Source organism: Marinomonas rhodophyticola, assembly GCF_026113935.1.
In the GTDB taxonomy this organism is placed as follows: domain Bacteria; phylum Pseudomonadota; class Gammaproteobacteria; order Pseudomonadales; family Marinomonadaceae; genus Marinomonas; species Marinomonas rhodophyticola.
This window is the reverse complement of the sequence record NZ_JAPEUL010000004.1, coordinates 850,596-869,048: the sequence shown is the minus strand read 5'-3', so window position 1 is coordinate 869,048 and position 18,453 is coordinate 850,596. Positions and strand designations below refer to the sequence as shown.

General features: G+C 43.8%; 16 protein-coding genes and 2 pseudogenes. 6 read left to right on the top strand and 12 right to left on the bottom strand.

The window, feature by feature from the left end; translation table 11 throughout:
• The first annotated feature begins 66 nt into the window (after nucleotides 1–66).
• Nucleotides 67–1,144, top strand: a pseudogene (locus ONZ52_RS05075) (3-deoxy-7-phosphoheptulonate synthase).
• A gap of 84 nt (nucleotides 1,145–1,228) precedes the next feature.
• On the opposite strand, the gene nfuA reads toward ONZ52_RS05075, so the two are convergent.
• Nucleotides 1,229–1,810, bottom strand: coding sequence for a Fe-S biogenesis protein NfuA (gene nfuA / locus ONZ52_RS05070; RefSeq protein WP_111605977.1), 582 nt, complete (start codon nucleotides 1,808–1,810; stop codon nucleotides 1,229–1,231).
• Nucleotides 1,811–2,061: 251 nt separating this feature from the next.
• On the opposite strand from nfuA, the gene ONZ52_RS05065 reads away from it, so the two are divergent.
• The 5 genes from ONZ52_RS05065 (at nucleotide 2,062) to fusA (ending at nucleotide 7,454) form a co-directional block, all read left to right on the top strand.
• A complete protein-coding gene (locus ONZ52_RS05065; protein ID WP_265217629.1) occupies nucleotides 2,062–3,723 on the top strand; it encodes a nitrite/sulfite reductase in 1,662 nt (553 codons plus the stop codon).
• Complete coding sequence (locus tag ONZ52_RS05060; RefSeq protein ID WP_265217628.1) at nucleotides 3,707–4,066, top strand: DUF934 domain-containing protein; 360 nt, start codon at nucleotides 3,707–3,709, stop codon at nucleotides 4,064–4,066. The genes ONZ52_RS05065 and ONZ52_RS05060 overlap by 17 nt, the downstream gene beginning before the upstream one ends.
• Nucleotides 4,038–4,184: a DUF934 domain-containing protein gene (locus ONZ52_RS05055; protein ID WP_265217627.1), complete on the top strand. Its 147-nt coding sequence runs from the start codon at nucleotides 4,038–4,040 to the stop codon at nucleotides 4,182–4,184. Before ONZ52_RS05060 ends, ONZ52_RS05055 begins: the two co-directional genes overlap by 29 nt.
• A gap of 123 nt (nucleotides 4,185–4,307) precedes the next feature.
• Complete coding sequence (locus tag ONZ52_RS05050) at nucleotides 4,308–4,976, top strand: TIGR04211 family SH3 domain-containing protein (protein WP_265217625.1); 669 nt, start codon at nucleotides 4,308–4,310, stop codon at nucleotides 4,974–4,976.
• Nucleotides 4,977–5,363: 387 nt separating this feature from the next.
• Nucleotides 5,364–7,454 carry an elongation factor G gene (fusA, locus tag ONZ52_RS05045; protein WP_265217624.1) on the top strand — a complete coding sequence of 697 codons (2,091 nt, stop codon included), beginning with the start codon at nucleotides 5,364–5,366 and terminating at the stop codon, nucleotides 7,452–7,454.
• A 169-nt stretch (nucleotides 7,455–7,623) separates the two neighbouring features.
• Here the strand turns inward: fusA and ONZ52_RS05040 are convergent, their stop codons facing one another.
• The 11 genes and pseudogenes from ONZ52_RS05040 to ONZ52_RS05000 form a co-directional block, all read right to left on the bottom strand.
• On the bottom strand, nucleotides 7,624–8,676 hold the full coding sequence (locus ONZ52_RS05040; RefSeq protein ID WP_265217623.1) for an aldo/keto reductase: 1,053 nt from the start codon (nucleotides 8,674–8,676) through the stop codon (nucleotides 7,624–7,626).
• A gap of 156 nt (nucleotides 8,677–8,832) precedes the next feature.
• A complete protein-coding gene (locus ONZ52_RS24610) occupies nucleotides 8,833–9,219 on the bottom strand; it encodes a hypothetical protein (RefSeq protein WP_346433223.1) in 387 nt (128 codons plus the stop codon).
• A gap of 2 nt (nucleotides 9,220–9,221) precedes the next feature.
• A complete protein-coding gene (locus ONZ52_RS24605) occupies nucleotides 9,222–10,091 on the bottom strand; it encodes a cytochrome-c peroxidase (protein ID WP_321160258.1) in 870 nt (289 codons plus the stop codon).
• A 90-nt stretch (nucleotides 10,092–10,181) separates the two neighbouring features.
• Nucleotides 10,182–10,439, bottom strand: a complete 258-nt coding sequence (gene minE, locus ONZ52_RS05030) for a cell division topological specificity factor MinE (RefSeq protein ID WP_111605983.1) — start codon at nucleotides 10,437–10,439, stop codon at nucleotides 10,182–10,184.
• A 6-nt stretch (nucleotides 10,440–10,445) separates the two neighbouring features.
• A pseudogene (gene minD / locus ONZ52_RS05025) lies at nucleotides 10,446–11,249 on the bottom strand (septum site-determining protein MinD); the annotation flags it as partial.
• A gap of 144 nt (nucleotides 11,250–11,393) precedes the next feature.
• A complete protein-coding gene (minC, locus tag ONZ52_RS24600; protein WP_321160257.1) occupies nucleotides 11,394–11,822 on the bottom strand; it encodes a septum site-determining protein MinC in 429 nt (142 codons plus the stop codon).
• Entirely contained in the window at nucleotides 11,785–12,036 is a 252-nt protein-coding gene (locus ONZ52_RS24595) for a septum site-determining protein MinC (protein ID WP_321160256.1), read from the bottom strand. The genes minC and ONZ52_RS24595 overlap by 38 nt, the downstream gene beginning before the upstream one ends.
• Before the next feature lie 303 nt (nucleotides 12,037–12,339).
• Complete coding sequence (locus tag ONZ52_RS05015) at nucleotides 12,340–16,053, bottom strand: AAA family ATPase (protein ID WP_265217622.1); 3,714 nt, start codon at nucleotides 16,051–16,053, stop codon at nucleotides 12,340–12,342.
• Nucleotides 16,050–17,327, bottom strand: coding sequence for an exonuclease subunit SbcD (sbcD, locus tag ONZ52_RS05010; RefSeq protein WP_265217621.1), 1,278 nt, complete (start codon nucleotides 17,325–17,327; stop codon nucleotides 16,050–16,052). The genes ONZ52_RS05015 and sbcD overlap by 4 nt, the downstream gene beginning before the upstream one ends.
• 62 nt (nucleotides 17,328–17,389) lie before the next feature.
• Entirely contained in the window at nucleotides 17,390–17,857 is a 468-nt protein-coding gene (locus tag ONZ52_RS05005; protein ID WP_265217620.1) for a hypothetical protein, read from the bottom strand.
• A 4-nt stretch (nucleotides 17,858–17,861) separates the two neighbouring features.
• The gene (locus tag ONZ52_RS05000; protein WP_265217619.1) at nucleotides 17,862–18,272 is read right to left on the bottom strand and encodes a 2Fe-2S iron-sulfur cluster-binding protein; all 411 of its coding nucleotides are present in this window, start codon (nucleotides 18,270–18,272) and stop codon (nucleotides 17,862–17,864) included.
• Nucleotides 18,273–18,453 lie beyond the last annotated feature (181 nt).

The window sequence follows — 18,453 nt, the reverse complement described above, 5'->3', positions numbered from 1 at the left end:
TTCAAAGAGAAAAACACGATATTGTAAGCAGCTATAACTAAAAGCAAAAAAGCAGGAAACCCCGCAATGAGTAACAAACGTCTTGAAGACTTAAATATTGCCTCCTTTACCCCTCTGGTAACACCGAGTCAATTAAAGAAAGAGCTGCCCGTAAGCGAAAGTGTTAGCAGCAACGTAGCGCAATCACGCGACATTATCAAAAACATTATGGATGGAAAAGATCATCGCTTGGCAATCGTTATTGGACCATGCTCCATTCATGACCCGAAAGCCGCTCTAGATTATGCAACACGCCTAAAAGCCCTTGCGGAAAAACTGGATGATACACTTTACATCATCATGCGCGCTTATTTTGAAAAACCACGCACTACTGTAGGCTGGAAAGGTTTAATCAACGATCCAAATCTAGATGGAACATTTGATATCAATAAAGGCATTCGTATTGGCCGTAAGTTGCTTATTGATTTAGCCGAACTTGGTCTTCCTCTTGCCACTGAAGCACTAGATCCAATTTCACCTCAGTATATTCAAGACCTCATTAGCTGGTCTGCCATTGGAGCCTCGGACCACAGAATCGCAAACCCACCGCGAAATGGCATCAGGGCTATCTGGCCCAGTTGGCTTCAAAAACGGCACGGATGGCGGACTAACCGTTGCGATTAATGCCATGCAATCAGTGTCTCACTCGCATTCTTTCTTGGGCATCAACGAAGAAGGTCAAGTCACTGTTGTAAACACAAAAGGCAACGATTACGGACATATTGTACTTCGAGGCGGTGGCGGCAAACCAAACTACGAAACAAAATTTGTTGCAGAAGCAGAGCAAGAGCTGGCAAAAGCCAATCTTAAAGTAAATATCATGGTAGATACCTCTCATGAGAACTCTAGCAAAAAACCTGAGCGCCAAGTCACTGTCGCAGAAGATGCAACACAACAAATTATTAATGGCAACCAATCCATTATGGGGTTAATGATAGAAAGCAACATTGGCTGGGGCAATCAAAAGGTGCCCGCCAATCTCGAGGATTTACAATATGGCGTCTCTATTACTGACGCCTGCATTGACTGGGAAACAACGGAAAAAGCATTGACAGAAATGTCGAATGCCTTGCGTGACGTATTACCAAAACGCCAACGCGGATAAGCATTAAAAAGCACACAACAAAAAAGGGGCGCCTCAATCAAAAGGTGCCCCTTTTTTACATACCGAATTCTTCGGTAAGTAAATTTACATAAATGCGTTATCAGTAACAGTATGATCCGTTGAATCTTTTACAGCCGTCAGTCCTGGAACTTTCTCCATTAAGGTCTTTTCAACGCCTTCTTTAAGAGTAAGGTCAACCGCACTACAACCTTGACAACCACCACCAAATTTCAGCACAGCAATCTGACCGTCAATGACCTCAAGCAGACTCACTTCACCGCCATGGGCAGCCAACCCTGGATTAATATCAGAATACAATACGTAGTTGATTTGATCTTCAATAGGACTGTCAGAGGTTACTTTCGGCATCTTTGCATTAGGCGCCTTAATGGTTAACTGACCACCCATTTTTTCTGTCGCATAGTCTACATAGGCCTCATCTAAAAAGTTCACAGAATTTTTTTCGATGTACACTTTCAATTTAGGCAGATTCAATATCTCATCCGACTCATTAACTTCATCCGGACGACAATAAGCAAGACAGGTTTCAGCGTAAGGTGTGCCTGGTTGCTGGATAAAAATTCGCACAGCAATACCTTCTACACCTTGTTTTTCTAGCAAAGAAGAAAGATATTCTTGGGCACCATCGGTAATTGTAATATTCATAATAACCCTTTCAAAATCTATATAACGATCAATAGGGGATATATTACAGGAGATGAAGAGCAAAGCCAAAGACCAAGTAAAAAAGTAGGGTATTTTTCCTCTTTCTCAATTAGAGGATTTTCTCATAATAAGATTCTTAATAAGCCTTATTAGGAAAACCCCTAAAGATATAGATAAATATTCATTTTTAGAATAAAGGATATTTGCTACCATGAGTCAACTAACACTTATTAACCACGGTTCATTTCACTATGTATCAGTACGACGCCATTGACCAACAACTTGTTGAAGAGCGTGTAGCACAATTCCGCGACCAGACACGCCGCTATTTAAATAAAGAATTGAGCGATCAAGAATTCTTACCATTAAGACTACAAAATGGTCTTTATGTCCAACGCTACGCCCCAATGCTTAGGATCGCCATTCCATACGGGATGCTATCCAGTACGCAATTAAGAAAGCTAGCCGATATTAGCTGTCGCTATGACAGATCATATGGCCACTTTAGTACGCGCCAGAACTTGCAACTGAATTGGCCAAAAATAGAAGACGTGCCAGATATTTTAGCTGAATTAGCAGAAGTGCAGATGCACGCGGTTCAAACCAGTGGGAATTGCATCCGCAACACAACAACAGACCAGTACGCTGGTGTTATTTCTGATGAAATTGTTGACCCACGCCCCTATTGCGAACTGATTCGCCAATGGTCTACCTTTCACCCTGAGTTTGCCTTTTTACCACGCAAATTCAAGATCGCTGTCAATGCGACTGAATCAGCAGACCGTGCAGCGACGCAAGTGCATGATATTGGCCTACACATCAAGAAAAGCGAAGCTGGAGAAATTGGCTTTAAAGTTATCGTTGGCGGTGGTTTAGGCCGCACCCCGATGGTTGGCGTTACTATCAGCGAATTCATTCCACGCATGGACCTATTGACTTACTTAGACGCGATTATTCGTGTTTACAACCAACAAGGCCGTCGTGATAACAAATACAAAGCGCGAATCAAAATATTAGTCAAAGCGTTAGGTATCGAAGAGTTCAGAAGCCGCGTTGAGGCTGAATGGCAACATTTAAGAGGCAAAGAAAGCACCGTTCCAATGAGTGAGTTCGAACGCCTACAAAGCTTTTTCAGCGAACCAAACTATGCCGTATTGGAAAATAATCCAGCAAATTTAACCAGTAAACTGGCTGACAGTGCAGGCTTTGCTCGTTGGTTCGAACGCAACACATTCGAACACAAAAAAGCAGGTTACCGCATCGTTACGCTGACACTAAAAAAAGCAGGCCAAGCTCCAGGTGATGCAACGGCAGAGCAAATGCATAGGGCTGCAGACCTTGCAGATCAATTTAGTTTCGGCGAATTGCGTGTCAGCCATGAGCAGAACCTTGTATTAGCCGATGTTCGCCAAGACCAATTGATAGAACTTTGGGATGCCGCTAAAGAAGCGGGATTTGCGACACCTACTCTTGGCCTACTCACAGACATGATTTGCTGCCCTGGTGGCGATTTCTGTGCATTAGCTAATGCAAAATCTATCCCCATTGCGGCTCAAATCCAAGAAACGTTCAATGACCTAGACTACCTATATGACCTAGGCAACATTGATTTGAACATTTCTGGCTGTATGAACGCATGCGGTCACCACCATGTCGGCAACATAGGCATCCTTGGTGTAGACAAAAAAGGCGAAGAGTTCTACCAGATTTCAATTGGTGGCGCTTCTGGACACGATGCAAGCATAGGTAAAATTTTAGGCCCCTCTTTCGCCCAAGAAGAAATAAGTAGTGTCATACAAAAGCTCATGAACGTTTATGTAGAAAACCGCTATGAAGATGAACGTTTCATTGATACTTACCGCCGCGTTGGCATCACACCATTTAAAGAGGCCGCTTATGCCAAAGCTAATTAAAAACGGCAACATCATCGACAATCCATACAACTGGTTACAAGATGCTGAGCAAGAAATAACATCAAACAGTATTGTAGCAGCACAAAAATGGCTTACTGATAAAGATACCATTGGCAGTGTCGCAGGTATTTGGCTAGAAGCTGGTGATGGGGTCGAATTTCTACAAGACGTTGATTTGAGTCAATTCGATGTTATTGGCATACATTTTCCGGCTTTTACCGACGGAAGAGGTTTTAGTTACGCTCGACTACTAAGAGAGAGGCTACATTACCAAGGCGAAATAAGATGCCCTTGGCAACTTCATCCCAGATCAGTTGGGCTATCTTTTACGAGTCGGATTTAACGGCTTTCAATTTAACGACAACGTTGACTTAGAAAAAGCCCTTCTCTTGTATAAATCCTTCTCAGTCGCTTATCAAGGTGATGTTTCGGAGCCAAGACCTCTATTTCTTCGCCGTTAAAGATACTTTTTACAATTAAAACCACAGAAAAGGCCATTACAATGGCCTTTTCTATTGCGTAATGATCACCTCATGATTATCGTACTAAAAAGATAAAGTGATTGATTGTTAAAGGAACTTAACGTGTCTAAAAAACGCATTACAGGCCTAATTGTTGGCCTATTACTTTCTGCCACTGCGCACTCCGCGACAGTGTATGTTTCAGACATCCAGTTTGTCGCCATTAGAGAAGGGCTGGATAACAATACTAGAGCCGTAGAAAGAGGTTTAAAAAGTGGCACACCTTTAGAGGTATTAGAACAAAGCGAAGGTTATACTAAAGTTCGCACGCCTAGCGGCAACGAAGGATGGGTTGCTGATTACTTCCTTAGTGAAAATATTATTACTCGAGATCAACTTGACGTAATACAGGCTAGTCTTGATAAAAGCATTGCAAGCCGAGAAGAAATTGTCAAAGCTCTCAATCTAAGCCAAGAGAAATTTCAAGAGCTCAGTAAAATCAACACCGCCCTAAAAGAAGAAAATGAGTCACTCAAGCAACAATTACAAGAGGCGGTTAACTTAACGAAAAAAGCACAAATCATCGTCGCTCAAAATGACGATGCAAGTTATCAACTTGAGAGCCTCAAACAGCAAGCAGAGGCCGCCATTGCCCAGTCAGAAAAACTGCAAGATACCACAGAGCAACAATGGTTTATTACGGCGCCGCCACTTCTTTCGGGTAGTTTGTTATTAGGCTCCTTGCTACCCATGCTAAGACGAAAGAAGAGCAACTCAGGTTCTTGGGGTTAATGTAAAAATACAACATGGGGGTCGTGCTGACTTGTTTTTTTGTTATCAAATAGGCAGTTTCGCCACCCCATTACTTAAACCAAATGCAGTAAACACTGGCATTGGTTATTTTCATCCCCTAAGGACCGAACAAAACTACACCCAACACGCTCAAAGGAACACCACGCCTTTTCAATGTATCGCATTAGTTATGCTGAGATGTGGACTTTTAGAGAACATTTTCCTAACAATTCCTACATCTTTGTTATTCATTTCCAAAATGCCTTTATCTTGCCCTTCCTTTAAACACATAAAATATAATAGAATAGCGCGAAATACCTGACTACAAAGCAAAAAGTCTTGTATACTAACGCGCAAATTTCGTCCTCACTTATTTAGAGTAATGTAATGGCTGACTTATCAAAATACAGAAACATCGGTATTTTTGCTCACGTTGACGCGGGCAAAACCACCACCACAGAACGTATTCTTAAACTAACCGGTATGATCCACAAAATCGGTGAAGTTCACGAGGGTGAATCTACTACTGACTTCATGGAACAAGAAGCGGAGCGCGGTATTACCATCCAGTCTGCGGCTGTTAGTTGTTTTTGGAAAGATCACCGCTTTAACGTTATCGACACACCTGGACACGTTGACTTCACAGTAGAAGTATACCGTTCACTTAAAGTTCTTGACGGTGGTATCGGTGTATTCTGTGGATCTGGTGGTGTTGAACCACAATCAGAAACTAACTGGCGCTATGCGAACGACTCAGAAGTATCACGTCTGATTTTCGTTAACAAATTAGACCGTCTTGGCGCTAATTTCTTCCGCGTTACTGAACAAGTTAAAAAAGTACTAGGCGCAACACCACTAATCATGGTTCTACCAATTGGTACAGAAGATGAGTTCCGTGGTGTTGTTGATCTATTAACTCGCAAAGCGTACATCTGGGATGACTCTGGCCAACCAGAAAACTACAGTATCGAAGATGTTCCTGCAGACATGGTTGATCAAGTTGAAGAATACCGTGAAAAGCTAATCGAAACTGCGGTTGAGCAAGATGATGACGTGATGATGGCTTACATGGATGGCGAAGAGCCTTCTGTTGAAGACTTGAAACGCTGCATCCGTATTGGTACTCGTGATCTAGCATTCTTCCCTACATACTGTGGTTCTGCTTTCAAGAACAAAGGTATGCAGCTTCTTCTAGACGCGGTTGTTGACTACCTACCTAGCCCAACTGAAGTGGAACCTCAAGATCTTACTGATGAAGAAGGTAACCCAACAGGTGGAAAAGCGATTGTGGATGCTAAAGAGCCTCTTAAAGCGCTTGCGTTCAAAATCATGGACGACCGTTTCGGAGCACTTACTTTCGTACGTATCTACTCAGGCGTATTGAACAAAGGCGACACTATCCTTAACAGCTTCACGGGCAAAACTGAACGTGTAGGCCGCATGGTAGAAATGCAAGCAAACGACCGTAACGAGATCAGCACTGCACAAGCAGGCGATATTATTGCTATCGTGGGCATGAAAAACGTTCAAACTGGTCACACTCTTTGTGATCCAAAACATCCTTGCACACTTGAAGCGATGGTTTTCCCTGAGCCAGTAATCTCTATCTCTGTTACACCAAAAGATAAAGGTGGTAACGAGAAAATGGGTATCGCTATCGGTAAAATGGTTGCAGAAGATCCAACTTTCCGCGTTGAAACGGATCAAGATTCTGGTGAAACCATCCTTAAAGGTATGGGTGAGCTTCACCTAGACATCAAAGTAGATATCTTAAAACGTACTTATGGTGTAGATCTAATCGTTGGTCAACCACAAGTAGCCTACCGCGAAACAATCACTAAAGCGGTTGAAGATACTTATACTCACAAGAAACAATCTGGCGGTTCTGGTCAGTTCGGTAAAATCGACTACCGTATCAAACCTGGTGAAGTGGGTTCTGGCTTCAAGTTCACTTCTACAGTTGTTGGTGGTAACGTACCAAAAGAATTCTTCCCTGCGGTAGAAAAAGGCTTCAAGTCTATGATGAACCAAGGCGTTCTAGCAGGCTTCCCTGTATTAGACGTTGAAGTTGAATTGTTCGACGGTGGCTTCCACGCAGTTGACTCCTCTGCGATTGCCTTCGAAATCGCTGCAAAAGGTGCTTTCCGTCAATCTGTGCCAAAAGCTGGCCCACAGTTGATTGAACCAATCATGAAAGTTGACGTGTTCACGCCAGATGACCACGTTGGTGACGTTATCGGTGACTTGAACCGTCGTCGCGGCATGATCAAAGACCAAGAGAAAGGTTTGACTGGTGTTCGCATCAAAGCAGACGTTCCTCTTTCTGAAATGTTTGGTTACATCAGTACTCTACGTACAATGACGTCTGGTCGTGGTCAGTTCTCTATGGAGTTCTCTCACTACCTACCATGTCCTTCTAACGTAGCGGAAACTGTTATCGCTGCAGTTAAAGAAAAGAAAGAAAGAGAAAAGAACTAATTACTCGCTTTTAATCTTCAAAAACCCGAAACATAATTGTGTTTCGGGTTTTTTATTGCCTAAATAAACAGCTGCTCATCACCCTATTTACATCTCCCTTTTTAAAGAAACAAAAAAAGCGCCGAAGCGCCTTTTTACATCACATGATTTAAGAACCATTAAAAGCCATTTAGAAAGGCACTGGATACTCTTTAAACACCGACATAACGTCTTTTAACGCATCTTCAGACAGTGCCATGTCAAACGCAGACATATCCTCTTTCAATTGCTCTAGAGACGTTGCACCAATGATCGTTGAACTAACACCATCTACCTGATCACACCAAGCCAAAGCAAGCTGCGCAGGAGTAAAACCATGCTTCTTCGCAACGTCTAAATAAGCAGAAACAGCCTTCTCCACCAAAGCGGTATCGCGGAAAATACCATTGCGTTGAGCATACGTCCAACGGCTGCCTTCAGGACGGGACTCTCCAAGATATTTCCCAGTTAAGGCACCAGCCGCTAGAGGTGACCATGGCAGATAGGCAACCTCTTCGTGCACACAATTCTCAATCAAATAAGGCCAATCTTTGGTATGCAATAAACTAAATTCATTTTGAATAGACGCAACACGAGGCAACCCATGTTTATCACTTAAACGGATAAACTCATTAATCCCCCATGTCGTATCATCCGACAAACCAAAATGACGAATTTTGCCCGCTTTAATACAAGTCTCTAAGCCTTGCAAAATATCCAACATTTGAGCGGACTGCTCATCGCGGTCGACATCCGTAAAACTGATAACACCAGGAAAGTGCTTAGCAAAGTGAGGAGTAGAACGATTAGGCCAATGAAGCTGATAGAGGTCAATATAATCCGTTTGCAAACGCTTTAGCGAAGCATCAACCGCTTCAATCACCGTCTTGCCAGAAATATTACTACCATTACGAACGTACTTCATACCAGGGCCAGCAATCTTGGTGGCAAGCACGAACTCTTTACGGCGCGATGGATTGCGAGAAAGCCAATTACCTATGATGGTTTCCGTTTTACCATAAGACTCTGGCGTTGGCGGAACAGAATACATCTCAGCCGTATCAATAAAATTCACACCATTTGCTAACGCGTATTCAATCTGAACATCAGCATCTGCTTGATTATTTTGAGTCCCCCAAGTCATGGTACCCAAACAAACACGAGAAACATCTAAGCCAGTTCGGCCGAGTGGAACGTATTTCATTCTCTCAATCCTTCAAATTCAAGTGACACATATAAGATGCGGAATTTACACCAAAGAGACAATGTAATAAAAAACGCACTCACTCGCCAGTTTTATCAATGAAAACAATAAGGAGTTGACCAAAATCGCCAATCAGAAAACAAGTAGAAAACAGCGCTATTTCTCAAGCAAGGGCTCATATCGCTGATCTGTTAATGTTTTCAGAAAGGCCACAATGGCATCTACACGCTGATCTGGCAAGGCAGGGCCTTTCTCTAGGCTCACTAAGTCGATATTTTCCGCCACTTCAGGCTCTGCCCAAGGCTCACCTGTTTCAGGATTCAACTTACGCATAGGGTTATTATATTTATCGTAAAAAAGCACAACGGTACGCAGATCTTTAAACACACCGTTATGCATATAAGGTCCTGTCACAGCGACATTACGCAGAGAAGGTACTTTGAATTTACCAGCCTGCTTAGGGTCATCAATCATTGGATTATCTAAAAGGCCGAGGTCTTTTTTATTGCCATTGAACGCCATCAAGGCCGGATTCGCAGGCACGCCTATATTACGATACTCATAATTCGTGAACGTTTCTTGGGCATTGAGTGGTGACGTACCGAGTTGATGACATGCGTTACAATTAGTAAATTGCTGAGAGAAAAACAAGGTTTTCCCAGCTCCTCTTGAGGCGTCAGTTTAGCTTCACCTCGTAATGCTCGGTCATATTTTGAATCAAACGGCATAAACAATGCCGTTTTCTCAAACGTTGCAATCGCATTCGTGATGGCTGCATAGCCGGTTTGCGCGTCTTCTAAAATATCTTGACCATAAAGCGTATTGAACAAATCAACATAGCGTGGATTTTCTTTGACTCGTTCAACAACGGAAGCACCGTCCGGTAAGGCCATTTCCAAAGGGTTCAAAAAAGGCCCTTCAGCTTGTTGAGCCAATCCAGAGGCCCGACCATCCAAAAATTGACCGCCACGATATTCGCCATTCGACATACGATAAAAAGCAGGAGAAAAAGCCGCATAGCCTGCTGTTGGTGTATTGCGTCCGCCCATTGAATGGCCATCACTTCCCAATGAGACCGCACCCAACAATGCATCTTGTCTCTTATCAACAAACGCATTAGCAATATCATGACACGTACCACAAGACTGATTACGCTGTTTCGATAAATTTGTATCAAAGAACAATTGCGAACCAAGCAGCGCTTTCGGATCTGAAAGAGAAATGGGAAGTTCGGGAGAAACGTTCTCAGCGTTAGATACACCCACTGCTTGTTTAGGTTCGCTACAAGCAGAGAGAAACACCACAACAGCCATCATACTAAAACAAGAACGCAGCATTAAATTTTGCTCAAACTGAAAAATGAATAAGCTAGATAATACACCGACACAAAAAATCAGTAAAACAATGACAATCATTCTTAATTAATTTTGCAAAAAAAAAACACCTAACACGATCTATATCAAGAAGGTGTTAGGTGTTTTCTAATGGTAACCCGTAAAATAAGACTAATTTTGCTCAGGCAACGTGACATTTAGCTCCAACACAGAGCAATCATCGGTATTGTCGAGCTGTATCTGCACATCTTCATTACCGATATTCACATACTTACGAATCACATCAATGATTTCTTGTTGCATTTGTGGCAAATAATCAGGTTGATGGCGCTTACTGCGCTCATGAGCCACAATAATCTGCAGTCTGTCTTTAGCAACAGACGCGGAGCTAGGCACGCTTTTGCTTTTAAAATAGTCAAAAATTCCCACACTAACCCCTAATAATCGTTTGATGAAGCCTTTTTTCTGAACTTCTAAGAATCGCAACGGACGCTCTTCGCCCATCAAACGGTCAACCGCATCCATATAAGCAAGACCCGCCTCGGATTCAGTATCTAATATAACCGGCGTACCTTGGTTTGACGCTTTTAAAACCGCTTCCGACTCAGGAATGACACCAAGCAATGGAATCGCCAAAATATCTTCCACATCGGATACACTTAACATTTCTCCTAGAGCAACACGCCCAGGATGATAACGAGTTAAGAGTAGATGCTCTTCAATAGGCTCTCTCCCTTCTTCTGCACGTTTTGACTTACTTTGCAAAATACCCAAAATACGATCAGAGTCGCGCACAGATGACACTTCTGGGTTCGTTACAACGATGGCCGCATCAGCGAAATACAGCGCCATTTGAGCGCCCTTTTCGATTCCGGCTGGAGAGTCACAAATAATGTACTCAAACTCTTTAGCAAGCTCCTCAAGAACCCACTGAACGCCCTCAGTAGTCAAGGCATCTTTATCGCGAGTCTGTGACGCAGGCAAAATAAACAAATCTTTTGTCCGCTTATCTTTAATCAAAGCTTGAGATAGAGTCGCTTCTTTGTTGATAACATTCACAAAGTCGTAAACCACTCGACGCTCACAGCCCATAATTAAATCTAAGTTACGTAAGCCTACATCGAAATCGATAATAACCGTTTTATGTCCTTTTAACGCGATACCAGTCCCAATAGCAGCACTGGATGTCGTCTTTCCGACACCCCCCTTGCCTGAGGTGACTACTATAATTTTTGCCAATGCTTTATCCCCCGACAAACCCAAATAGGGTTTATCTAACTAATTAAATGAATAGTAAACCTTAGAGCGGTACGATTTCTAAACTATCGTCAACTAATAACACTTGCGCCCCATCTTTCCAAACGATATTTCGCAGCGCATCACTCAACATAAAATTACCTGCGATAGAAACCAGTTCAGCCTCCATGCTTTTACAAAAATTCTTGCCTCAACGTCACCTTTTACGCCAGCCAAGGCACGCCCACGCAATGCACCATAGACATGAATATTACCATCGGCTAACACTTCCGCGCCCGCACTGACTTGATTCAGAATAATCAAATCCCCTTCGGCATAGACTTGCTGCCCAGAACGAATCGGTTTAGTAATCACTTTCGTTGTTTGAGGCACGAGGCGCTCTTCAACAACGGTTTTCACCACCACATCTGGACTAGCCTCTTCTTTTTCCGCTGTGGATGTCGTAATTGCCCTTGCTTTACTCGCAGGCAAAAGCGGAATTTTGACCAACGCCTTCCATACAGGCAAAGCCTCTGGATCACAACGCCAACCAATCACACCAAGACCGAGTGCCACTGACCGACTGAATAAGAACATCAAACTCATCAATCGTAATGCCACGCTTCATTTTTGAAATATCAATAATGATCGGCGCTTGATTAAAAAAATGTGGAACCTGATCAATCTTTTCTTTTAAATGAAAAACGATGTCATCTAATGAAAAAGTCTGAATCTCCAGCAAAATCGTCGTAACGACACTTCCTTTAAGTCGGAAGCCTGAGTCTGTCATGCAAACTGTCCTTTTTTAATACCTTAAATGGCCCCAAATACTGCCAAGCCGCACTGAATTTTCACTATCAGCATTGAAAATCTATTCTATCAAGCTACATGATTAAAGAAAGCCATCAAGACACACTATTTACATTCTCGCTACATATTATTTGCTCTCTTATAGGGCTAAGAATAACGCAAAATGCACAATAATGAACGAAAGATTAAGCTTTTGATTTAGTTAATATTTTACAACTTACTTACATACTTGTTCCCATTAATCTGGGGAAAACTTTTGCACCACAAACACACAACAAAATTCTCATTCATTTGTTGAATGCGGTGCAAATTCTGGTGCAAGACGACTAACGCCTAAACCGCTTTGCTTAGTCAATTTTATCTGCACAGGAATACGCTCTTTCAGCGCACTAATATGGCTGATGATACCAATGGTTTTACCAGATGAGTGCAGGTTATCCAAAGCGTCCAATGCAGACTCAAGTGTCTCGCCGTCTAACGTGCCAAAACCTTCGTCCAAAAACAAAGAGTCGATACTGGTTTTATGAGACACTAAATCAGATAAAGCCAAAGCCAGCGCCAAACTGACCAAGAACGACTCGCCCCCAGATAAGGTCTTTGTATCTCGAGAAGCGTTTGCTTGCCAAGTATCGACCACCAACAAAGACAATGTCTCTTCATTGCGCATTAATTGATATCGACGATGCAAGATAGCCAAATGCTGATTGGCTAAATACACCAAATGATCTAAGGTGAGACTTTGCGCAAAACGGCGGAATTTTGCACCATCAGCAGAACCAATCAGATGATTTAGGCGCTCAAGATGCACAAACGCCTCTCGACGGGCCTCTAAGGTTTCTTTGGATTTCGCCACCTGTTCCCTACGTTGAAATTCTTCTTGGATCTGCTGAGTGACCACGCCCCACTGACGATGCATTGTTTGACGCTCAATTTCAAGCTGAGCATGTTTGTCCACAAGAACATCGAATGGTAACACCATCAACTCCGTCTCGTCTGGCACCATATTATTATGCTTTAACAAAGACTCAGCGGATTGATTCAGCAAGGTCTGTGATCGGGAAACGGCTTCCTGTAATGATGTCAATCTTGCTTGACGATGACTAACCTCTTCTGTGGATAACATCGCCTGTAACCAAACACCCTCGCCCTCAAAGCCTTTCTCAACCAAACGTTTCTGCCATTCAGATAGAGCAAGGTCATATTCCTTTTCTAAGGCAAGATGAGACTTAGAAAGCGTCGCCAATGTCGCCTTACTGGACGCTAATGCCTGAGCCATCTGCTGCCACTCCACTTCGACTTTTTCGAGCATTTGATGAGCATGATCAACCTGAGACTGCCTGTCGTGACGAAGCTCACCAATACTCTTGTCACCTAAAAGGGCATTTAACTGCTCTTCAATAGCCTGTAAGCTAGCCTCAAATCCAGCGACCTTTTCACTCGCTTCACCATATAACTGCTGACTGTCTGTTAACGCGTTTTCTAGGTTCTTTACCTCATAAGCAAGCTGATCTTTTTGCTGCAACAACACCTCGTAACCCGCTTTACTATTTCGCCACTGTGTTATCGCGTCTTGCAACTGTGCCAATGCCTCGGTCAAGGACAAGTCAAAGTAACTTTCAGGAACACCCGCTTGCTGCATGTCATTTTTCAAACGCTCAATGGTTTGTGCTTGCTCACCTTTCCTACTGGCTAAATTCTGCTGGAGCGTCTCTAGAGTTTGCCAGAGTAACTGACATTGAGATTCATTTTTCGCCGCCTGCTGTTGTGTCGCTTGCTGCTGAGCATGCAAGTTTTGCAACTCAGCCTCTAACGCTAAACGAGACCGCTGAAGCGCCTCAAGCTTAGGAGCAATGTCTTGCATATCTCGCCACTCTTGATCCACATACTGCACCAGAGCCAACACCTGTTCTTTATTAGAAAGACTAACACTAGCGCCTTGGCTTTTCCTGTCATGATGTAAAGATGCCAGCCACTCATTCAACTCCTGCTCTGTTTTCAGTAAAACATCCACTAATGGCTGACGACGAATTTGAATAGACGCAAATTCCCTCTGCATGGATTCCAAGTCCGCGGCCAACTGCATTCCTTCGCCTTTCAAACTATCAAGCTCTTTGCCTAAGCGAATAAATTCATCTTGACGACCAGAGTCTGCTTGGTACAAGGCATTGGCAAAATGATGTTCTGCTGAGCCACACAGTGGACAAGCATCATGCTCACCCAATTCATCCCGTAATTGAGTGAGCGCCACGATATGACGCTCGGCCTCTGCGAGTTTTTCAATCGATTTTTGAAGGAGAAGCTTATCTTTATAAGCGTGTCTTTGCTGCGCTAACTGAGTTTGTTGCTGCTGAATACGCTGCGTCATTGCATTCAAGTTCGCGTCCAACTCTGTTAATTGTGCTTGCTGTTCTTGGTACTGATGGAACTGCTTCCAAAGAGATTGCGCATGATACTGAGCGCGTTCAGCCTGATGATAGACTTTCTGCCAATCTGCGTAGTCACGTTGCGAGGACAAGGCCATAAAAGCATCAACATCTCTCTGCAGGGTGTTCTGATGCTCAGATATCCGCGCTTGATCCTGTTCAAGCTTAGCCTGATTTTCTAAATACAAAGCGCGAGCCACCTCATAGTTCTTTGTATTCGACACAATTTGCTGTTCAAGCTCAACAATCGCTTGGGTATTCGATGCCATGCTTTGCGCTTGATGCTGCCAACTGGCTAATTGATGTTCAATCTTCTCCGGCGAGCGCCAACGACTCAAAATCGCCTTACTTTCATCGCAGGCTTTATTAATATCCGTTTGTTTCTCAGTCATGCCTTTTAGTTGCGCCTGCTGATTTTCGACTTTTTCAGCGGCTTGCATGAAGCGAGCTGACGCATCTTGGTGCTGCGCCTTCACACTTTCTTGGCGTGTCAGGACAGGCTGAATCTCATCATTGATCTTATTATTCAACGCCACTAATTCAGCATGCGCCTTGGTTAATTGCCCTTTTGCCTGCTCAACCGATTCGGCTAAAACTTGGCTTTGTTTGAGCTGTGCGTCTTGCATTTCAGTGTATTTGCTAACGTCAGCCTGATTCTTATCTAAGCGCGATTTTAAGTCTTGCTGCTTTGCATAATCCGGTTGCAATACTTGTGCGGTCAATGCCTGCTCAAGTTGCTGCTGTTGAGGAGCAAAGTCCGCAAGGACCTGGGTTGCTTCATCGAATTGCTGCTGATATTGCGCCACTTGCTCTTGCAAATTTTGTTCTGTACGTCGCCATTCCAAAACTGCTTGATGATGTTTTAGCGCTCGAGCATTGGTTTTTTCATTGGCTTCAAAATTCGACTCTGTTTGCTTTAGCTCTGAAAAAGCCTCGTCTGTCAGCAATTGAGCTTGCTCATTGATTTTTTCCAAGGCGGCGATGGCCTGCTTTTCTTGCTTGTGTTTATCAAACACCCACTTAGATACATCACCGTAAATTTCCGTACCGGTTAGCTCTTCTAATAGCTCGGCTCTGTCATTAGGCAACGCATTCAAAAAGGCCGAAAACCCACCTTGAGCCAACAACATAGACTTGGTAAAACGCGAAAAATCCAAGCCAGTGATCTCAGCAATTTTATCAATTTTTTCGTTTATCTTGGTGGTGATAATGGTGCCATCACGTTCGCATAGCTCACAGGTCATGGGTTGCAACTTGCCATCGCTTTGACCGCGGGCGCGTCGTTGCCCCCAGAAAGCGCGATAACCTTTCCCCTTAATTTCAAACTCCACTTCCGCCAAACATTCAGACGTATGACGCGTCATCACATCATTCTGACTCGGCGAGACTTTCAAACGCGGTGTTTCATGGTACAAAGCCAGACAGATGGCATCCAATAAAGTCGACTTACCCGCGCCCGTTGGCCCAACAATGGCAAACACGCCCGCATCGTCAAACGGCGCTTTGGTAAAGTCAATTTCCCACTCGCCTTTGAGGGAATTCAGATTCTTTAGGCGCAGTTTGCAAATTTTCATGATTGCTTCTCCTCGCCGTTTTGCTGATGCGCTTCCAACTCCGTCAAACAGGCATTAAAAAGCTCCGTCAGAGTTTTAGACTCTTCTTCATCCAACTCTAAATTCGATTTAAGACTCTGCTGAAACACATCACCGACCGTCAATTCTGACAAGGTTTTACGCGCCTCAAAACCGTCGTTCTTTTTCTCTATGGCACTTCTTCGCATGACTCGCAGCAACTCGATTGGCTTGCCCTCAATCACCTCTAGCAAACGCTTATGCACATCGCTCAAATAATCATCTGCAATCACAGTGACTTCCAACCATAAAGTTTTATCTTCGTCTAATGGCAAGGCAGAAATCTGCTTAATAACATCTTTCAAATTGCCTTTTACACTCGCCATGGGCTGAAAATTTGGAATCGTTACCAACTGAACAGGGTCCACCGGCTCGGCAAACAAGTCTTCAACAAAGGTGTCTTCACCTAACAAGTCGGTATTCAGTATCACCAGCGTCTTGTCTCGTCCCAGTTCATCAAAACTCAACGGAATGGGTGACCCGCTGTAACGGAATCGACCGCTTTTACTGATTGGCTGAGCACGATGAATGTGCCCAAGCGCAAGGTAATCAAACGCCGGAAACACAGACGTCGGCAAGGCTTCTAATGTGCCGACATAAAGATCGCGAACCGACTCACTCACTTGCCCGCCCACCGCGGTCAAATGCCCAGTACCAATAATCGGCACTGGCGTTTTCAGCGCTTTATTTTTCTCACACGCTGCTTCATACACCTGCTGGTAAAATTCGCCAATCGACTGCAACAAACTCAACTTCTTGTCTTGCTCAGATTGCCCAGCAACGCTTTGCATCACGTCTTTTGGGCGCAAATACGGCACAGCACAAACCCAAGCAGCCACCTCGCCGGTCTTGTCTTTCAGCGCAACAACATGAGAGTCAATATCTTCGAGAGTGGCTTGGCTAGACACTTGCGTATCAAGATACATCAGCAAACTCTTAGATTCATTTAACATACTGACCGAATCGTGATTACCCGCAATAATCACCAACTGACAGTGGCGAGCCTTCATATCCAACACCAACTGATGGTACATTTCACGGGCATAACTTGGCGGAGAACCAGTATCGAACACATCGCCCGCGATAATCACCGCATCGACTGACTCTCGATCCACCAGCGCCAACAACCAATCAATAAAGGCCTTATGCTCATCTCGGCGGGATTTCCCCATAAAGTGCTGACCAAGATGCCAGTCAGAGGTATGTAGAATTTTCATTAATAGAATCCGTGAATAAAATTAAAAAGCATAAAAATATGCATAAAAATAAAAAGGCCAAGCTACCGAACAAAATGCAGCTGATTCGGATGAATCCGCAAAGGACGTAACAACCTACCCCAATCCTTCGCAGACACGTTTTGACCATGGTAAATAAGCTGTAAAGAGGCATCGCCTGCATCCACCAGCGCCGCTTGAAGAAACGCCAACAGCGCAGCATCCGCCAAACTTAGCTTGGGATCACTCTTCGCAGGCAAAACAAAATGCCCGAGAAAACTTGGCGTATAATCCAGCACTGCCTCACGCCAATAAGATTCAAAAATAGCGTTATCCGGAGAAGAAATCACCACCACAGGCGCATCGGAAATGTCCATTTCAAACAACAAACGTCCTTTTCTAATCCCCGTGAATAATTGAACAGCAAGCTTATCATCAGACGAAAGCGCCAAGGCTCGCCACCAATCCTCAGCGGAAACATGCTCTTTCTGCAGAACCAATTTCAAAGGGGCGCCAGCAGGATTTAGTGTCATGCATTCATAAAAATGAGTCTCGCTCAGCAGACGAATATTCAGATACCTTACTCGATAACCTTTCAGAGAGAAGAGACACAAAAACGCGGTCGCCAAAAGAATCGTCACTTGCTCCTAAAAGAGTCAGCTCAATCGATGCTTCATCAATAGTGATATTACTTAAAACAGTAAAAGAGGAAGACTCAGCCGGCGTTTGCCGAGTTAAAGACATCGCCGACACCACGGTCGTTTGACAGGAAAGAATCGACTCGCAATTACTCACATCATAAAGACGACAAGCCCCACACGCCCCAGCGCGACAACCGTAACGAACATCCGCACCCTGAGAAAGCAAGGAAGACAACAAGTTGCCCCCCAACACCACCTCAAACTGCTCGTCATCCAATTTTATCGTCAGCGCCTGTGAATCCATCATCCAACCTCGTTTTTTGATACGGCTATTATGACATATTCTCACACCTCACCCTCGCCCTTTCTTAAAACCCATTCCTAAAAAAAGAAAAGGCAATGCTGATTGAACGCATTGCCTTAGGATCACATTTTGAAATGAGAAGGTTTGGTAGCAACAAAGTGAAATGACATTCCTCCCTCGAAAC